Genomic DNA, 17364 nt, shown 5'->3' with positions numbered 1-17364 from the left:
CAGATAACGCCCGTATGAAGGAATTCCTGGGAAAATTCCATCAGGGTCTTGCTTAAGAAGTTGCGATGTTATATAATTTTTACGTCATAAGTTGAAAAATTGTTGCTGTGAACGCAGTGAACAGTAACAAAATTTTTGAAAAAACAGGAGATCGAAGATGAGTACAGACAGATATACAAGTCCGTTATCAGAGCGTTATGCCAGCAAGGAAATGCAGTACATTTTCTCACAGGATATGAAATTCCGCACATGGAGAAGGCTGTGGATCGCCCTTGCGGAGACCGAGAAGGAGCTTGGTCTTAATATCACTCAGGAACAGATCGACGAGATGAAGGCTCACGTGGACGACATCAACTACGATGTGGCAAAGGCACGTGAGAAAGAAGTGCGTCATGATGTAATGTCCCATGTGTACGCATACGGCGTGCAGTGCCCGAAGGCAAAAGGGATCATCCATTTGGGGGCAACCTCCTGCTATGTGGGTGATAATACGGACATTATCGTAATGGCAGAGGCATTAAAGCTTGTTCAGAAAAAGCTGGTCAATGTCATTGCGGAACTGGCGAAATTTGCAGATAAATACAAAGAGCAGCCAACACTGGCATTCACTCATTTCCAGCCCGCACAGCCTACAACTGTGGGAAAACGTGCTACACTGTGGACACAGGAATTCCTGATGGATCTTCAGGATCTGGAATATGTGCTGGGAACACTGAAGCTTCTTGGCTCCAAGGGAACCACAGGAACCCAGGCAAGCTTTTTGGAACTGTTTGATGGAGACCAGGAGACCATTGACAAGATCGATCCAATGATTGCACAGAAGATGGGCTTTGAGGAGTGCTATCCTGTATCCGGACAGACCTACTCCCGCAAGGTTGACACCCGTGTGCTGAATGTTCTGGCAGGGATTGCAGCCAGTGCGCACAAGATGTCCAATGATATCCGCCTTCTTCAGCATTTAAAAGAAGTGGAAGAGCCTTTTGAAAAATCACAGATCGGTTCCTCTGCAATGGCTTATAAGAGAAATCCAATGAGAAGCGAGCGTATTGCTTCCCTTTCCAGATACGTGATGATCGATGCCTTAAATCCGGCTATTACCTCTGCCACCCAGTGGTTTGAGAGAACACTGGATGATTCCGCAAACAAGCGTTTAAGCATTCCGGAAGGCTTCCTGGCAATCGACGGAATCCTGGATCTCTGCTTAAATGTTGTGGATGGACTTGTGGTTTACCCGAAGGTTATCGAAAAACATATGATGGCAGAGCTGCCCTTTATGGCAACGGAAAATATCATGATGGATGCTGTAAAAGCAGGCGGGGACCGTCAGGAGCTTCATGAGCGCATCCGCGAGCTTTCCATGGAAGCAGGCAAAACGGTAAAAGTAGAAGGAAAAGATAACAATCTGCTGGAACTGATCGCAGCAGACCCGGCATTTAACCTTACCCTGGAAGAACTGCAGAAGACCATGGAGCCAAAGAAATACGTGGGAAGAGCGAAGGAGCAGACAGACGCTTTCCTGGCAAAAGTGGTCCAGCCGGTTCTGGATACTCACAAAGAGATGTTGGGAATGACAGCGGAGATCAATGTTTGATTCCGGTAAGGAATCTGTACTTCGGCAGTAAATGCTGCTGAAACCGCCCCAAAGGGGCAGAATGGAGACAAATATGATTTTTCTTGCGATTGTAGGAATTGTCATCCTGCTTTTGGCGGTATGGCTGATTTCCTCCTATAACGGATTTATCAGGCTTCGGAATAAAAGTGAGGAAGCCTTTTCCGCTATGGACGTTTCACTGAAGAAACGCTACGACCTGATCCCGAATTTTGTGGAGACGGTAAAAGGCTATGCAAAGCACGAAAGCCAGACTCTGGAGGCTGTTATAAAAGCCAGAAACCAGGCGGTGAGCTCTACTACGCCGGAGCAGAAAATTGCCAATGACAACGCTCTTTCCGGAACATTGAAGTCGCTGTTTGCCCTGGCTGAGGGCTATCCGGATCTGAAGGCAAACCAGAATTTTTTAAGCCTTCAGAATCAGCTTTCCCGTGTGGAAGAGGAGATTGCGGGAGCCCGCCGCTATTATAACGGAGTGGTAAACAAATATAATACCAAAACAGAGATGTTCCCGGGGAATCTGGTGGCAAACCTGTTTGGTTTTCAGAGAAAGCCTCTTTATGAGGTGAATTCCGATGCGGAACGGGAGAATGTAAAGGTTTCCTTTTAAAGCGATGGGGACCAGAGGTGGCAGATGATGAGAAGAAAGAGAGGAAAAACCTCTGTAATAAGCCTTATTGTGTGGATGATGGTCATCCTTTATTCGGTTGGAATAGGAGGAATCTTTGATCGGATCGGAGATTCCCGCAGTGAGGTGGAATATGACGATCATATGCGGACAGACAGCTACCGGGTGGATATCGATGTGGGTGAGGATAACAGCTACCATATTTATGAAACCATAACGGTAGACATGCTGGAACGCCGCCATGGAATCTATCGCTATATACCCATAAAGGGATATATACAGGATCAGCAGGGAAAAAGAACGCCTTATTATGCATCGGCAGAGCTTTTGGCGTGCAGTGCTCCGGTCAGTACGGAAACGGACGGCGGCTTTTTTGTGATGCGCCTGGGCGATGAGGACAGCACGGTATATGGAAAACAGACTTATAAGCTGGAATATACGCTGACGCCGAAGTTTCAGGAGAAAGGCATTACCTGCGCCTATTACAATCTGTTCCCTCTTAACTGGCAGAATGAGATTCCGGAAGGAAGCCGTTTTAACATCCGGTTTCCAAAAAGCTTTGACCATGATAAGCTTGAACTGTATTATGGCGCTTATGGCGAGAGCAAAAGCGCCATGGACATTCTGGATGTGGAATGGCAGGATAATATCTTAAGCGGAACCCTGAAACAGAGCCTTAATCTGGGCAGCGGCATTACCATGTATGCAGATCTGGGAGAAGGATATTTTACCAAAGAGAATCTGATCGCAAGATACGATCTGGTGCTGATCGTGATTGGCGCAGCGGTGCTTCTTGTTACGGTGATCCTGTTCTTTTTGTTTGGCAGAGACAGGGAGATCATTCCGTCTGTGCAGTTTCAGCCGCCGGTGGACCTTGACAGTGCGGCAGTTGGGTATATTATTGATGGCAGTGTGGAAAACAAGGATATCATTTCCCTGATCCTTTACTGGGCGGACAGAGGTCATTTAACCATTGAAGAGACAGATAAGAAAAATCTTATCCTGCACAAAACGGAGCTGCCTCTTCCGGACGATGCTCCCAAATACGAAAAGACCTTTTTTGAAAGGCTTTTTAAAAGGGGCGACAGCGTGAAGGTGAAAAGTCTGAAATATAAGTGTGCGGAAACCATTGAGACGGCCAAATCCCAGGTAAAGGATTTTGTGAAAGTGCGGGGCGGGCTTTATACGACTGCATCCCAGGTATCACAGGTGGTATGTGTGATACTTACTATCGTTCCAATGACCGCCTTTACCGTGGCAGTCACAGTTTTATCGGATATAAGCACCGGAGGCATACTGCTTTATCTGTTGTCTTGGATATTTGTCATTGCCGGAATCTTTGTTTTCTGTTATATTGTGGATAAATGGCATGCAAGGACAAGAGCCGGGCGAAATGGGACGGCAGCAGTTGGAATCGGTCTTGTGATGATCGGGATCGCCGGAATCGCAAGCAGCTATTACCAGCAGATTTCAGAGAATAAGGTGTTTGATTTTATTGTCCCGCTTGCAGTCTGCGGGGTCGCAACGGTTATCTGCGTATACCTGTCTGCCTTTATGAAAAAACGGACTGCGGTATGTGCAGAATGGATGGGCCGTCTGATCGGGCTTCGGGAGTTTATTGAGACTGCGGAGCTTGACAGGATGAAAGCCATGGCAGAGGAAAATCCGCAGTGGTTTTATCATGTTCTGCCCTATACTTATGTGTTTGGACTTTCCGATGTTTTTGCAAAAAGGCTGGAGGAGCTGGCAATTCCGGCACCGGAATGGTATGTGGGCTGCGAACCCCATTATGGATATTGGAATTACTATCATTTTAACAGAATGATGATGCGGAACATGGATACCATAAGCAACACGCTGACAATGGTAAAGACTCCTGAGATCTCCGGGGGCAGTTCGGGGGGAGGCTTTTCGGGCGGAAGCTCGGGAGGCGGCTTTTCAGGAGGCGGTTTCGGCGGTGGAGGCGGCGGAAGCTGGTAAGGCAGTGCGGGTCACGGCACGGGAAACTGGTAAGGCGGTGCGGATCGCGGCACGGAAAGCCGGCAAAGCGGTACAGACCACGGTGCCGGAATATTGAGATAAGCTGGATTTCCGGGAGACCGGTGAATTCATAGATTGCAGCAGCATAGCCGTTTGGCTGGCTGTATGACAGAGAGAACACGAGGAGGAACAAAGTGTTATGATCAAAGCAGTAGTTGGAGCAAACTGGGGAGACGAGGGAAAAGGCAAAATTACCGACATGCTGGCTCAGGAAGCTGACATTATCGTAAGATTCCAGGGAGGCGCAAATGCAGGACATACCATTGTAAATGATTATGGTAAATTCGCACTTCACACACTTCCGTCCGGTGTATTCTACGACCATACCACAAGCGTGATTGGCAATGGCGTGGCACTGAACATTCCGGTGTTTTTTAAGGAATATAACGAGATTGTAAGCAGAGGCGTACCGGCTCCGAAGATTCTGATCTCAGACAGAGCGCAGATGGTGATGCCGTACCACATCCTTTTTGACCAGTACGAGGAAGAACGTCTTGGTGGAAAATCCTTTGGATCAACGAAATCAGGTATTGCACCATTTTATTCCGATAAATATGCAAAAATTGGTTTCCAGGTAAGTGAGCTGTTTGATGAAGACCGCTTAAAGGAAAAGCTGGTAAGTGTATGCGAGACAAAGAATGTGCTTCTGGAGCATTTGTACCACAAGCCGCTTCTGAATCCGGATGAGCTGTTTGCAGAGCTGATGGAATATAAGAAGATGGTGGAGCCATACGTATGTGATGTTTCACTGTATCTGAACAAAGCATTGAAGGAGGGCAAAGAGGTTCTGCTGGAAGGACAGCTTGGAACCTTAAAAGACCCGGATCACGGTATTTATCCCATGGTTACGTCTTCTTCCACACTGGCTGCATATGGAGCCATTGGAGCAGGCGTTCCGCCGTATGAGATCAAGAAGATCATCACAGTCTGCAAGGCATACTCCAGTGCAGTGGGCGCAGGTGCTTTTGTTTCCGAAATCTTCGGGGACGAGGCAGATGAGCTGAGAAGAAGAGGCGGCGATGGCGGCGAGTTCGGCGCTACAACCGGACGCCCCAGACGTATGGGCTGGTTTGACTGCGTTGCGTCCAAATACGGATGCCGTCTGCAGGGTACAACAGACGTTGCATTTACGGTTTTGGATGTCCTGGGTTATCTGGATGAAATACCGGTTTGCGTAGGATACGAGATCGACGGAGAGGTAACGGATGAGTTCCCGACCACAGCAAAACTGGAAAAAGCAAAACCGGTTCTGGAGACACTGCCGGGCTGGAAGTGTGAGATCCGCGGAATCAAGAACTACGAGGAGCTTCCGGAGAATTGCCGCAAATACATTGAGTTTGTAGAAGAAAAGATTGGATTCCCGATCACTATGATCTCCAACGGACCGGGAAGAAACGATATTATTTACAGAAACAAATAATCGTTGAGAGCGCCGTGCGGCGAGCAATGATCTGCTGCCCGGAAGGACAATGATATGCGCCGGAGAAGTTCTCCGGCGCTATTCTTAATATTATGGCGCAGCTGCGCTCCGGCGCGAGCGCGCCAGGCGCACATTTTGTTATATCTGGAGGAAGTATGAAGAATTTAAAAAGAGCTGCAGCAATCCTGGGAATTATCATCCTGCTTGCCGTATGCTGTCTTCCCATGATCTTTGCCTTCGGAAGCGGGGAAGGATCGGAAGGGATGTTCCGGGCATCCATCGGGATCGTGATTATCGTGCCGGTTCTGGCATATGCGTTCTGGATGGTGTTTGGATTGTTGAATAAGAAAAATAAGGAGACGAAAAGCAGCATGAAAAATATTATTTTTGATGTAGGGCAGGTGCTTGTAAAATTCGACTGGGAGGGTTATCTGAAAAGCTTTGGCTTCCCGGAAGAGGAATATCGTGCTATGGCTGAAAATATTTTTCTCAGCCCGCTTTGGAATGAACGTGACCGAGGGGAACTGACGGAGGAAGAGTATATCAGAAGATTTCAGGAAGCCGTTCCTCAGTATAAGGAAGACGTAAGGAAGGTACTGGAGAATACCGCTAAAACGATCTTTACGTTGGATTATGCGGAAACCTGGACAAAATACCTGAAAAGCCAGGGCTACCATCTTTTTATCCTGTCCAATTATTGTGAATACACATTGGAGCAGACACGCCCCATGATGACATTTTTAAAATATATGGACGGCATTGTTTTTTCATGCAAGGTAAAGCAGATCAAACCGGAGCCGGATATCTATAAGACCCTTCTCACGGAATACAATCTGAATCCGGAGGAGAGCGTTTTCCTGGACGACAGGGAGGAGAACTGTCAGACTGCCAGAAGTCTGGGAATCCATGCAATCTGTTTTAAAAACTTTAAACAGGCAGCCGCAGAGCTGGAAAAGCTTGGCGTAAAATAAAAGGGAAACGCGGAAAACCTGCATGATGCAAGTCTTCCGCGCTTCAGGGGAGGATATAAGTTATTTTTTATTTTTTCTTTCGTGTGTATCATTGAAGGGGGTTCCAATGAACAATTATAGTATGGGCATTTTGGATCCTGTTTATACATGAAAGGCGAAAAAAATATGATTTGTGTTTTCATACAAAAGGTGCTATACTATTATAAGCTGTGAAACGGCATACTTACGAAATTTTTTTGAAAAGAGGATTTAAGAAATGAGCGATAAGACCATTTTAGAGCAGTGGCGTGCAATCGCCTATGACCAGCAGGCAGACAAAAATAAGCTTCAGAGATTCTGGGCAAATTATTTTAATATTGAAAAAGGCATTTACGAGCAGCTTCTGAACAATCCGGATGAGGTTGTGACCGGAACTGTAAAAGAGCTTGCTGAAAAATATGGACAGGATGTTTTGACCATGGTTGGTTTCCTGGACGGCATCAACGACAGCCTGAAGATTCCAAACCCCATCGAGACCATGGATGAAAATACAACCGTAAGCCTTTGCTTTGACAAAGAACTCCTGTACAAAAACATGGTAGACGCAAAAGCTGACTGGCTGTACGAGCTTCCCCAGTGGAACGAAATCTTCACCGCTGAAAGAAAGAAAGAGCTTTACCTTGAGCAGAAAAAATCCGGCACCGTAGTAAAAGCACACAAAATCGGCCGCAACGACCCATGTCCATGCGGCAGCGGCAAAAAATACAAATTCTGCTGCGGCAGAAACTAAATAAAAATGGACTGCCCAACCGGCAGCCCATTTTTTTCATCACTCCCTTAATAACGAATATAACAAAATGCAAAGAAATTTCCGTTTTTTCAAGCGGGCCAACAGGGGGAGCGCGAGGGGGCATTCGGCCTTCGCTCTCTGAGATTGCCCCCTCGCATCTTTTAGAGGAGATAAAAATGTCCACAATATGCTTTACCACAGGCACCCTATGCCTAATATACTACATATTAATTATCCTATACGCCGGCCTTACCGCCGATTTCGCCTGGATCTGGCTGCTGGCAGCCGCCGCCCTTTCCGGCATCGGTGCATTAATCCGCTGCGAAACACGCCATCCCAGCATCATCCCGACCTGGCTGCGCTGCCCCATCCTTGTCGTGATAGGGGCAGGCATCCTTCTTTTCCTGTTCATCAGCACAGGAATAATAAAAGGAATGTATTCCCAAGGCAGCAAAAATCTGGAATATGTGATCGTCCTGGGCGCCCAGGTGAAAGGCGACAAGCCTTCCCGGGCACTGAAAAAACGTCTGGACAAGGCCGCTGAATACGCGCAGGAAAACCCGGAAACCATCCTGATCCTTTCCGGCGGTCAGGGCTCCGGCGAGGATATCACCGAAGCGAAATGTATGGAAGAATACCTGACAGCACATGGAATCCCCGGGCAGCGGCTGATCCTGGAGGAAAAATCCACAACCACAAAAGAAAACCTGAAATTTTCTGATGAGCTGACCGGCTGCGGAACCGCCCGTACCGGGATACTCTCCAACAATTTCCACATATGCCGCGCCGTAAAGCTGGCAAGGAAGCTGGGTTACACCTCGCCGGAGGGTGTGGCAGCCCCTTCTGATCCCATCATGCAGCTTCACTATGTGGTACGGGAGGTCTTTGCTCTGGTAAAAGAAAAACTGGCGGGAAACATTTCGTAAAAATTCTTTTGTTTCCATCCATTGACAAACAGAATTTGGGAATATATAATGAGGAGCATAGCAAATAAGCAAACACGTTGACGAGACGAGTAAGCTGTGGAACGTTTCAGAGAGAGGCAGAGAGGTGGAATTGCCTTATCGGGAAGCAGCCGAAGACCAACTCCGAGTGGCCCCAATCCGGTCCGGTGATTCCGTTATCATCAAATAAGTGGCTATGACCCATACGAAAATGTATGCCATAGCAAGCAGGGTGGAACCGCGAGCAGGAAGAACTCGTCCCTTACAGTGCAGACGCATTGTAAGGGATTTTTTATTTCAAAGAAAAGTACTCCAGTTTGTTCTGTGTGAAAACTTGCTGAACTTTCCTTTGAAACAAAAAATGCAGCTTACGCTGCGAGAATGCGCACACTTTTTATTTCCACATATGCCCGCCCCTGCAGTAACTTATCTAATTTTTAGTAAAAGGAGAAAGAACAATGATTATCACACTGAAAGATGGTTCCAAAAAAGAATACGCAGAAGCAAAATCCATCATCGACATTGCCTATGACATCAGCGAGGGACTTGCACGGGCAGCATGTGCAGGAGAAGTAAACGGGGAAGTAGTTGACCTCCGTACTGTAGTTGACAGCGACTGTGAAGTAAACATTCTGACAGCAAAAGACGAGAAAGGCCTGGCAGCCCTTCGTCATACTGCATCCCACGTTTTGGCTGAGGCAGTTCAGACTTTATATCCGGATGCAAAGGTTGCGATCGGACCCTCCATTGATACTGGCTTCTATTATGATTTCGAATGCCCTCCATTTTCCCGCGAGGATCTGGATGCGATCGAAAAAGAGATGAAGAAGATCATAAAAAAAGGCGCAAAGATCGAGCGCTATACAAAATCCAGAGAAGAGGCGATCGCATTCTTCCAGGAGAAAAACGAGCCGTACAAGGTAGAGCTTATCCAGGACCTTCCCGAGGACGCAGAGATTTCCTTCTACTCCCAGGGCGATTGGGTTGATCTGTGTGCCGGCCCTCACCTGATGAGCACAAAAGGCGTAAAAGCATTCAAGCTTCTTTCCGCTTCCGGTGCATACTGGAGAGGCAGCGAGAAAAACCAGATGCTTACCCGTGTATACGGAACCGCATATGCTTCCAAGGATGAATTAAAAGCACATCTTGAGCAGATGGAGGAAGCTAAAAAGCGCGATCACAATAAGCTTGGCCGTGAGATGAAGATCTTTACAACGGTTGATGTGATCGGCCAGGGTCTGCCGCTGCTGATGCCAAACGGTGTCATTATGCTCCAGGAGCTGCAGCGCTGGATTGAGGACGAGGAGACAAAACGAGGCTATGTGAGAACGAAAACACCTCTCATGGCAAAGAGCGATCTCTACAAGATTTCCGGTCACTGGGATCACTATAAAGAAGGAATGTTTGTACTGGGTGATGAGGAAAAGGATAAAGAGGTATATGCACTTCGTCCAATGACCTGCCCATTCCAGTATTATGTGTATAAATCTGAGCAGCACAGCTACCGTGACCTGCCTCTGCGCTACGGCGAGACATCTACCCTGTTCCGTAATGAGGATTCCGGCGAAATGCACGGGCTGACTCGTGTTCGTCAGTTTACCATTTCCGAGGGACACCTGATCGTCAGACCGGATCAGATGGTAAAAGAATTTAAAGACTGTATCGCACTTGCACAGTATTGTCTCCAGGTACTGGGCGTTGAGGAGGATGTTACCTACCATCTTTCCAAATGGGATCCGAACAACAGAGAGAAATATATCGGTGAGCCGGAAGTATGGGAGGAGACAGAAGGACATATCCGGACTATGCTTCAGGAACTGAATATTCCATTTACAGAAGATGTAGGAGAGGCTGCTTTCTATGGACCGAAGGTAGATATCAATGCCAAAAACGTATACGGAAAAGAAGATACCATGATCACCATTCAGTGGGATGCTCTTCTTGCAGAGCAGTTTGACATGTACTTTATTGATGAGGACGGCAGCAAGAAACGCCCGTATATCATTCACCGTACTTCTATGGGATGCTATGAGAGAACCCTTGCATGGCTGATTGAGAAATATGCAGGAATGTTCCCAACATGGCTTTGCCCGGAGCAGGTTCGTATTATTCCGATTTCTGAGAAATATCACGATTATGCAGCAAAGGTTGAGGCACAGTTAAAGGATGAGAATATCAGATGCTCCGTTGACCAGCGTTCTGAAAAGATGGGCTACAAGATCCGTGAGGCACGTCTTGCGAGAGTACCTTATATGCTGATTGTAGGCGCAAAGGAAGAGGAAGAAGGAAAAGTATCCGTAAGAAGCCGTTACCTTGGAGATGAGGGCATGAAGGAGCTTGGAGGATTCATCGGAGCGATCAAAGAGGAAATTAAGAATAAAGTGATCCGCAAAATTGAGGTTCAGGAAGAATCCAAGTAATGAAGAAGGGGCTGCATGCAGCAGCCCCTTTACTGTAATTAAAAATCTACTCGGAAAAATATTTTGCTTTGATCTCCTGTACGGGCATATCCTGTCCGGTCCATAGACGGAATGCCTCTGCGCCCTGGTAAAGCAGCATGTACATACCGTTGAAGGTGCGGCATCCAGCCTCCTTTGCTTCCCGCAGAAACCGGGTTTCCCTTGGATTATAGATAACATCCGATACGATCAGATCCGGGCGGTAAAGAGCGGTATCGCTGACGATAGAGGCATCGATATTAGGAGCCATGCCCACGGAAGTAGCGTTGAGAAGCAGGGCGCTTTGGGAAACAGCCTCTTTAAGCGCCTTCTTATCTTCGTTTTCATGGAGAACAGCGCGGCAGGGCAGGGTGGTGTTGATATTCTCCACCAGTTTTTCCGTGCGTTCCCAGAAACGGCTTGTCCTTCTGGCAAAAATATGAATAGTCTCTACTCCATCCAGTGCAGCCTGAGCACAGATAGCGGTGGCAGCTCCTCCGGCACCCATAACGGTAATGGCTTTTCCGGTGATATCGTATCCGGCATCTTTAACAGACTGCATGTAGCCTACGCCGTCTGTATTGTACCCTGTCAGCTTGCCGTCATCATTTACTACGGTATTGACCGCTCCGATTAGTCTGGCAGCAGGGGAAAGCTCATCCAAAAGCTCCACAACCTTATTCTTATTCGGCATGGTAAGGTTAAAGCCGCGGATATTGCAGGCTTTCAGCCCTTCCACAGCGGCGGTAAGAGAAGTCTCATTTACATCAAAGCATAAATATACATAATCAAGACCAAGAAGCCGGAAGGACTCATTGTGCATCATAGGTGAAATACTGTGGGCAACAGGGCTTCCCAGCAGGGCAGTCAGGCGTGTATGTCCGGTGATTGGGATCATGGTGATATACCTCCGAAAAAAATGATATATACATTCTATTCTAATAAAAAGGAGATGTCAAGAAATGACAAAACCCATACAGATCAAAAACCTCATATTAGGTCAGGGCATACCGAAAATCTGTGTTCCCCTGACCGCTGACCGGGCAGAGGAAATCTGTGCCCAGGCGACGGCTGCAGTGAAGGCGGCCGCAGACATGGTTGAGTGGCGTGCGGATTTTTACGAGGATCTGTCTGACAGGTCAAAAACAGAGGACGTATTAAGCAAGCTTTGCGACATTTTGGGACAGATTCCCCTTTTGTTCACCATCCGCACAAAAGCCGAAGGCGGAAACCGACAGATTTTGACAAAGGATTATGTAAACTATAATCTGGCTGCTGCGAAGACGGGAAAAGCGGACCTTGTGGACGTTGAGGTTTTTGGCGATGAGACAGAAAAAAAAGCTCTTGTGGCCGGACTCCAGGCATTAGGCGCAAAGGTTATCGCATCCTCCCATGACTTTGAAAAGACGGACAGCAAGGAGGTTCTGCTGGAACGCTTTAAGACCATGGAACAGTCAGGCGCTGACATTCTGAAGATCGCAGTGATGCCGGATGAATTCGAGGATGTGGCTGCAATTATGCAGGCTACAAAGGAAATGTCCCAGATTACAGACAAGCCGTTAATCTCTATGGCTATGGGACAGATTGGCTCTATGAGCCGCATTTCCGGTGAAAATTTCGGCTCCTGTGTTACCTTTGGAACCGTTGGCGCTGCCTCTGCGCCGGGACAGTTTCCCATTAAAGAGCTGCGCATGATGATGGATGCACTTCACGAAAAGAACCAGGAAAAGCTGGATTGAAGTCATATTCAGGCTGTCTTTATAGCTGTTTAAAATAATTGATTGGTTTACATAAAATCGAAAAACACTGTCGAAGCAATGCGAGAAATCACGAGAAATTCTTAGGTTTTTGAGCCCTGTTTTGACAAAATTCGCACCCCCTATGACCTTATAATGAGCACACTTACCAAAGTGAAGGATTGACAGGTCATAGGGGGTTTTTATGTATTACACGGTATACATAGATTTAGTCTTTGTGACGAATCTCTTAATGGATTATATTCTTCTGCGCATTGTGGGAATGGTTTTTTACTGCAGGGGAAGCCGTAAGAGGAACCTTCTTGCGGCGGCCATTGGCGCCCTGTTTTCCTGCCTCATTCTCTATGTACCTACGGGTGATTTTCTTCCGGTCATCATTCTTCTGCACGGAGCCTGTGCTGTGGGAATGCTGACATTTGGATGCGGACTGAAAAAGGACGGCCTGTTGTTAAAGGGACTGCTGACTCTTTACCTGACAGCGTTTCTCATAGGCGGTTTTTGGGAGGTTGTGGCCAGCAAAGGCGTGACGCCGCAGACGTTTCTGCTTTTTGCTGCCGGGACCTACCTTGGCCTTACTGCGCTTGTTTTTTTGTCCGACTCTTTTTATACACGGCGGAAAAGCATCTACCCCATAACCCTGTCTTATCAGGGAAAAGTACAGTCGTCTTATGGGCTTTATGACACGGGAAACCTTTTGTCAGACCCAATAAACGGCGGACCGGTTTCTATCGTGAAACCTGAAATTTTGGAAGCAATGCTGTCCGGAGAATTGGTAGACAAACTGAAGCACCTGCAAGAGAACCCAGGGGAGCTGGAAAGTACAGAGCTTGCCGGGCTGCATCCTCGACTTTTGCCGTACAAAACGGTGGGAAGCGAAGGAATGCTGCTGGCAGTCACGTTGGAGGACCTTTGTATTTTGACTCCCAAAGAGGCGGTTCATATTGCAGATCCAGTGCTTGCGCTGTCCTTTGAACCCTCCGCTTTGGGAAAGGAGTACACGGTACTTTTGAATTCCAATTTATTGCATTAGGAGGGGTCACATCTATGAACAGAGCAGCAGCGAACATTAATTATTATCCATTTCAGGTCCTGTCCAGGCTTGTATTAAACCGGCCCAGGGAGCTTTATTATATTGGTGGGAATGACATTCTGCCTCCGCCGCTTGAGTCTGAGCGGGAGGCACAGGTCATTGAGCTGCTTGAGACAGAGAAGGAAAAAGAGGCAAAAGCAGTGCTGATCGAGCATAATCTCAGGCTGGTGGTCTATATTGCGAAGAAGTTTGATAATACCGGAGTGGGTGTAGAGGACTTGATTTCCATAGGAACCATCGGGCTGATCAAGGCCATCAATACCTTTGATCCGGTGAAAAAGATCAAGCTGGCAACGTATGCTTCACGCTGCATTGAGAATGAAATCCTTATGTACCTGCGGCGAAACAGCAAGACGAAGATGGAGGTTTCCATTGATGAGCCATTGAATGTAGATTGGGACGGGAATGAACTGCTGCTGTCTGACATTCTGGGAACAGATGAGGATGTGATCTCCAGGAGATTGGAGGACGAGGTGGAAATTACCCTTTTAGGAAAAGCGATAGCCAAGCTGACTCCGAGGGAGCAGACCATTATTAAGCTTCGTTTTGGACTGGGACGGGCAGAAGGACGTGAAAAAACACAGAAAGAAGTTGCTGACCTTCTGGGAATTTCCCAATCCTACATTTCCCGCTTAGAAAAGCGGATCATGAAACGTCTGAAAAAGGAAATTGTGAAGTACGAATAAAATACGTTGAGGGCATAGTCAAATGCGTGTGCAGGACACACGCTTGACTCATTGCCCGTGGGAATAAAAGCGCGGTTTTCGGAAGAGACTTATTCGGAAAACCGCGTTTTTGAACGCAAGTCGCGCAGCGACCTGCGTTCATGAGCATGTAGCAAAGCGGAATGCGAATGTCCGCTTTACTGTTGCATATTTTTTCAAAAAACGTGCACCCTAACGAAAAAAGGAGACAGAAAAATGAATGCAAATGCTGAGCTTTTAAATTATGTATATCAAAATTCGCAGATGGGTGTGGACACACTGCAGCAGATCATAGGGATGACGGATGACAATGCCCTGAAAGCGTACCTGGAAAAGCAACTGGAAGGGTATGAAAAATTTCACAGCGAGGCAAGAAAGCTTTTGAATCAGAATGGTTTTGATGAGAAAGGGCTGAATACTTTTGAAAAGATCAGAACTTATCTGATGGTGAATATGCAGACAATGACGGATACCACTTCTTCCCACATTGCCAAAATGCTGATCCAGGGGAGCAGCATGGGCGTGACAGAAGCAATCAAAAATATCCGTCAGTATGAAAAGGACGTGGAAAAGAATGTGCGTAAATTAATGGAAGACTTAAAAGATTATGAAGAAAAAAATATAGAAAAATTAAAAGAATTTCTTTGATCACCCAGGACCGCTGCATCTGGACAAGCAGCGGTCCTTTCTATAAGGCTGTCAGTTCATGAACTCTATGAGCAAAATGTACAAATTGCATAAAAAATGCGCGGAATTATACAAATTTTTGTTTACGTTGAGGGCTTATCGTGATATAGTTATTCTATACAGTTTGTGCCTGGCGGCGAAAAAATACAGAGAAAGGAATCGGAAATATGGAGAGATATTATCAGCCTGAGATTGAATGTGCCTCCCGCGAGCAGATTCGGGAGTGGCAGAGTGAACGACTGGTAAAGCAAGTGCAGAATGTATGGGAGAACGTGCCCATGTACAGAAAGAAAATGGAGGAGATGGGCGTTGAGCCTGGTGACATCAAGACTGTTGATGATTTACATAAGCTTCCATTTGTAACAAAGGATGATCTGAGAGAGGCATATCCATATGGCTTGGTTGCACGTCCTTTAAAAGACTGTGTGCGTATCCAGTCTACCAGCGGAACGACTGGCAGGCGCGTTGTGGCGTTTTATACCCAGCATGATTTAGACCTTTGGGAGGATTGCTGCGCCAGAGCGATTGTGGCCGCTGGAGGAACCAATGAAGATGTATGTCATGTCAGCTACGGATATGGGCTTTTTACAGGTGGTCCCGGATTAAACGGCGGTTCTCATAAGGTGGGATGCCTGACACTTCCTATGTCATCAGGAAATACAGAGAGACAGATCCAGTTTATGACAGACCTTGGCTCCACGATCCTTTGCTGTACACCGTCCTATGCGGCATATCTTGCGGAGAGCATCATTGAGCGTGGACTTCGTGACCAGATCAAGCTGAAAGCCGGCATCTTTGGTGCGGAAGCGTGGACAGAGGAGATGCGCCATGATATAGAAGAAAAGCTTGGTATCAAAGCGTATGATATTTACGGACTGACAGAGATTTCCGGCCCTGGGGTTTCCTTCGAATGCTCCGCACAGACCGGTATGCACGTAAATGAGGATCATTTTATTGCGGAGGTTATTAATCCGAAAACGGGAGAAGTGCTTCCGGACGGCGAGAAGGGCGAGCTTGTGTTCACCAGCATTACAAAAGAGGCTTTCCCATTAATGCGCTACAGAACCCGTGATATCTGCATTCTGAGCAGAGAAAAGTGTCCATGTGGAAGAACCCATGTGAAAATGACCAAGCCTTTGGGCAGAAGTGATGATATGCTTATTGTAAAGGGCGTAAATGTATTCCCGTCCCAGATTGAGACTGTTCTTATGAATAAAGGTTATCCGGCAAATTACCAGATTATTGTAGACCGTGTAAACAACAGCGATACTATTGAGGTTCAGGTAGAAATGACTGCTGAAATGTTCTCTGACAGCCTGAGCGTTGTATCTGCAAAAGAAAAAGAACTGGTAGATGCGCTGAAGGCAATGCTGGGTATTTATGCAAAAGTGAAACTTGTCAATCCAAAGGCAATCACCAGAAGTGAAGGCAAAGCCGTGCGTGTAATTGACAAACGTAACCTGTATAAACAGTAAAACTGTAAAGGAGGAGATTTCACATGACAGTAAAACAGATTTCCGTATTTCTGGAAAACAAACCCGGCAAGCTTGCTGAGTTTTCCGATATCCTGTCTGCTAATAATATCGATATGCGTGCCCTGTCGCTGGCAGAAGCAGCAGATTTCGGCATTGTGCGAGTGATCGTTGATGATGTTTATAATGCTTCCACTATTTTAAAGGATGCAGGATATGTATTTTCCATTACAAAGGTTCTGGCAGTTGTAATCCCGGATGAGCCAGGCGGACTTTCCAAGGTTATCCGCACATTGGGCGATAATGGAGTGAATATGGAATATATGTATGCCTTTACTACTCCGAAGAAGGGGCAGGCTTGTATGATCTTCCGTGTGGAAGATAACCAGAAGGCAATCGAGGTCCTGCAGTCAAACAACATCAGACCGGTTTGCCAGGATGAATTGGTGGATTTGTAATTGCCAGTAAGTTTTTGCTGAAGTTTTCGATTTTTGTCGAAAAAGGTGCTTGACAGCCAGATTAGTTTGTGGTAGATTAATCTGGCTGTCGGAAATAATTGCTTCTGAGATGCTGAAAAATAAAAAAGATTTCAGAAAAATAAAATTAACTGTTGACAAATGACTGAATACATGATAGAGTAAACAGGCTGTCAAACAGAACGGCAGGAACACCACAGAAAACAACAAAAAAGTTTAAAAAACCTAAAAAAAGTTGTTGACAGATGTTGGAAGATGTGGTAATCTAAATAAGCTGTCGAAAAGACAGAGAACCTTGATAACTAAACAGTGAAACACATACGATTCTCGAAAATTCTTTTATACACAGAGCACTTGAT

The 17364-nt window shown here is 46.6% G+C and carries 15 protein-coding genes; 14 read left to right on the top strand and 1 reads right to left on the bottom strand.

The genetic code is table 11. From position 1 onward, the window contains the following. Positions 1-157 precede the first annotated feature (157 nt). From purB to thrS, 8 genes are all read left to right on the top strand, one after another. Positions 158-1591 (top strand): adenylosuccinate lyase, encoded by a 1434-nt coding sequence (gene purB / locus ACESZH_RS22840; protein ID WP_373219315.1) that lies wholly within the window; start codon positions 158-160, stop codon positions 1589-1591. A 73-nt stretch (positions 1592-1664) separates the two neighbouring features. Continuing rightward, positions 1665-2219, top strand: a complete 555-nt coding sequence (locus ACESZH_RS22835) for a LemA family protein (RefSeq protein WP_373219313.1) — start codon at positions 1665-1667, stop codon at positions 2217-2219. Positions 2220-2243: 24 nt separating this feature from the next. Next, positions 2244-4217, top strand: a complete 1974-nt coding sequence (locus ACESZH_RS22830; protein ID WP_373219311.1) for a DUF2207 domain-containing protein — start codon at positions 2244-2246, stop codon at positions 4215-4217. 199 nt (positions 4218-4416) lie between these two features. Next, positions 4417-5697: an adenylosuccinate synthase gene (locus ACESZH_RS22825; protein ID WP_373219310.1), complete on the top strand. Its 1281-nt coding sequence runs from the start codon at positions 4417-4419 to the stop codon at positions 5695-5697. 155 nt (positions 5698-5852) lie between these two features. Continuing rightward, positions 5853-6668 (top strand): HAD family hydrolase, encoded by an 816-nt coding sequence (locus ACESZH_RS22820; RefSeq protein ID WP_373219308.1) that lies wholly within the window; start codon positions 5853-5855, stop codon positions 6666-6668. A gap of 256 nt (positions 6669-6924) precedes the next feature. Then, a complete protein-coding gene (locus ACESZH_RS22815; RefSeq protein ID WP_373219306.1) occupies positions 6925-7437 on the top strand; it encodes an SEC-C metal-binding domain-containing protein in 513 nt (170 codons plus the stop codon). A 176-nt stretch (positions 7438-7613) separates the two neighbouring features. Next, positions 7614-8363 (top strand): YdcF family protein, encoded by a 750-nt coding sequence (locus ACESZH_RS22810; RefSeq protein WP_373219304.1) that lies wholly within the window; start codon positions 7614-7616, stop codon positions 8361-8363. A gap of 476 nt (positions 8364-8839) precedes the next feature. Further along, positions 8840-10801 (top strand): threonine--tRNA ligase, encoded by a 1962-nt coding sequence (thrS, locus tag ACESZH_RS22805; RefSeq protein WP_373219303.1) that lies wholly within the window; start codon positions 8840-8842, stop codon positions 10799-10801. A 46-nt stretch (positions 10802-10847) separates the two neighbouring features. Here the strand turns inward: thrS and ACESZH_RS22800 are convergent, their stop codons facing one another. Then, entirely contained in the window at positions 10848-11717 is an 870-nt protein-coding gene (locus ACESZH_RS22800; protein WP_373219301.1) for a shikimate dehydrogenase, read from the bottom strand. A 64-nt stretch (positions 11718-11781) separates the two neighbouring features. Here ACESZH_RS22800 and aroD point away from each other — a divergent pair, with 64 nt between their 5' ends. The 6 genes from aroD (at position 11782) to ACESZH_RS22770 (ending at position 16987) form a co-directional block, all read left to right on the top strand. After that, a complete protein-coding gene (gene aroD / locus ACESZH_RS22795) occupies positions 11782-12558 on the top strand; it encodes a type I 3-dehydroquinate dehydratase (protein ID WP_373219299.1) in 777 nt (258 codons plus the stop codon). Positions 12559-12760: 202 nt separating this feature from the next. Beyond that, positions 12761-13606 carry a sigma-E processing peptidase SpoIIGA gene (locus ACESZH_RS22790; protein WP_373219298.1) on the top strand — a complete coding sequence of 282 codons (846 nt, stop codon included), beginning with the start codon at positions 12761-12763 and terminating at the stop codon, positions 13604-13606. 14 nt (positions 13607-13620) lie between these two features. Beyond that, a complete protein-coding gene (sigE, locus tag ACESZH_RS22785) occupies positions 13621-14352 on the top strand; it encodes an RNA polymerase sporulation sigma factor SigE (protein ID WP_373219296.1) in 732 nt (243 codons plus the stop codon). Between the two features lie 234 nt (positions 14353-14586). Next, entirely contained in the window at positions 14587-15018 is a 432-nt protein-coding gene (locus tag ACESZH_RS22780) for a hypothetical protein (protein ID WP_373219294.1), read from the top strand. A 206-nt stretch (positions 15019-15224) separates the two neighbouring features. Continuing rightward, positions 15225-16532, top strand: coding sequence for a phenylacetate--CoA ligase family protein (locus ACESZH_RS22775; RefSeq protein WP_373219292.1), 1308 nt, complete (start codon positions 15225-15227; stop codon positions 16530-16532). A gap of 23 nt (positions 16533-16555) precedes the next feature. After that, positions 16556-16987: an ACT domain-containing protein gene (locus tag ACESZH_RS22770; RefSeq protein ID WP_373219290.1), complete on the top strand. Its 432-nt coding sequence runs from the start codon at positions 16556-16558 to the stop codon at positions 16985-16987. Positions 16988-17364: the final 377 nt, after the last annotated feature.

The sequence above is a fragment of the Ruminococcus sp. 5_1_39BFAA genome (assembly GCF_964240875.1).
Taxonomy (GTDB): domain Bacteria; phylum Bacillota; class Clostridia; order Lachnospirales; family Lachnospiraceae; genus Blautia_A.
This window is presented reverse-complemented; position numbering and strand designations above follow the sequence as displayed.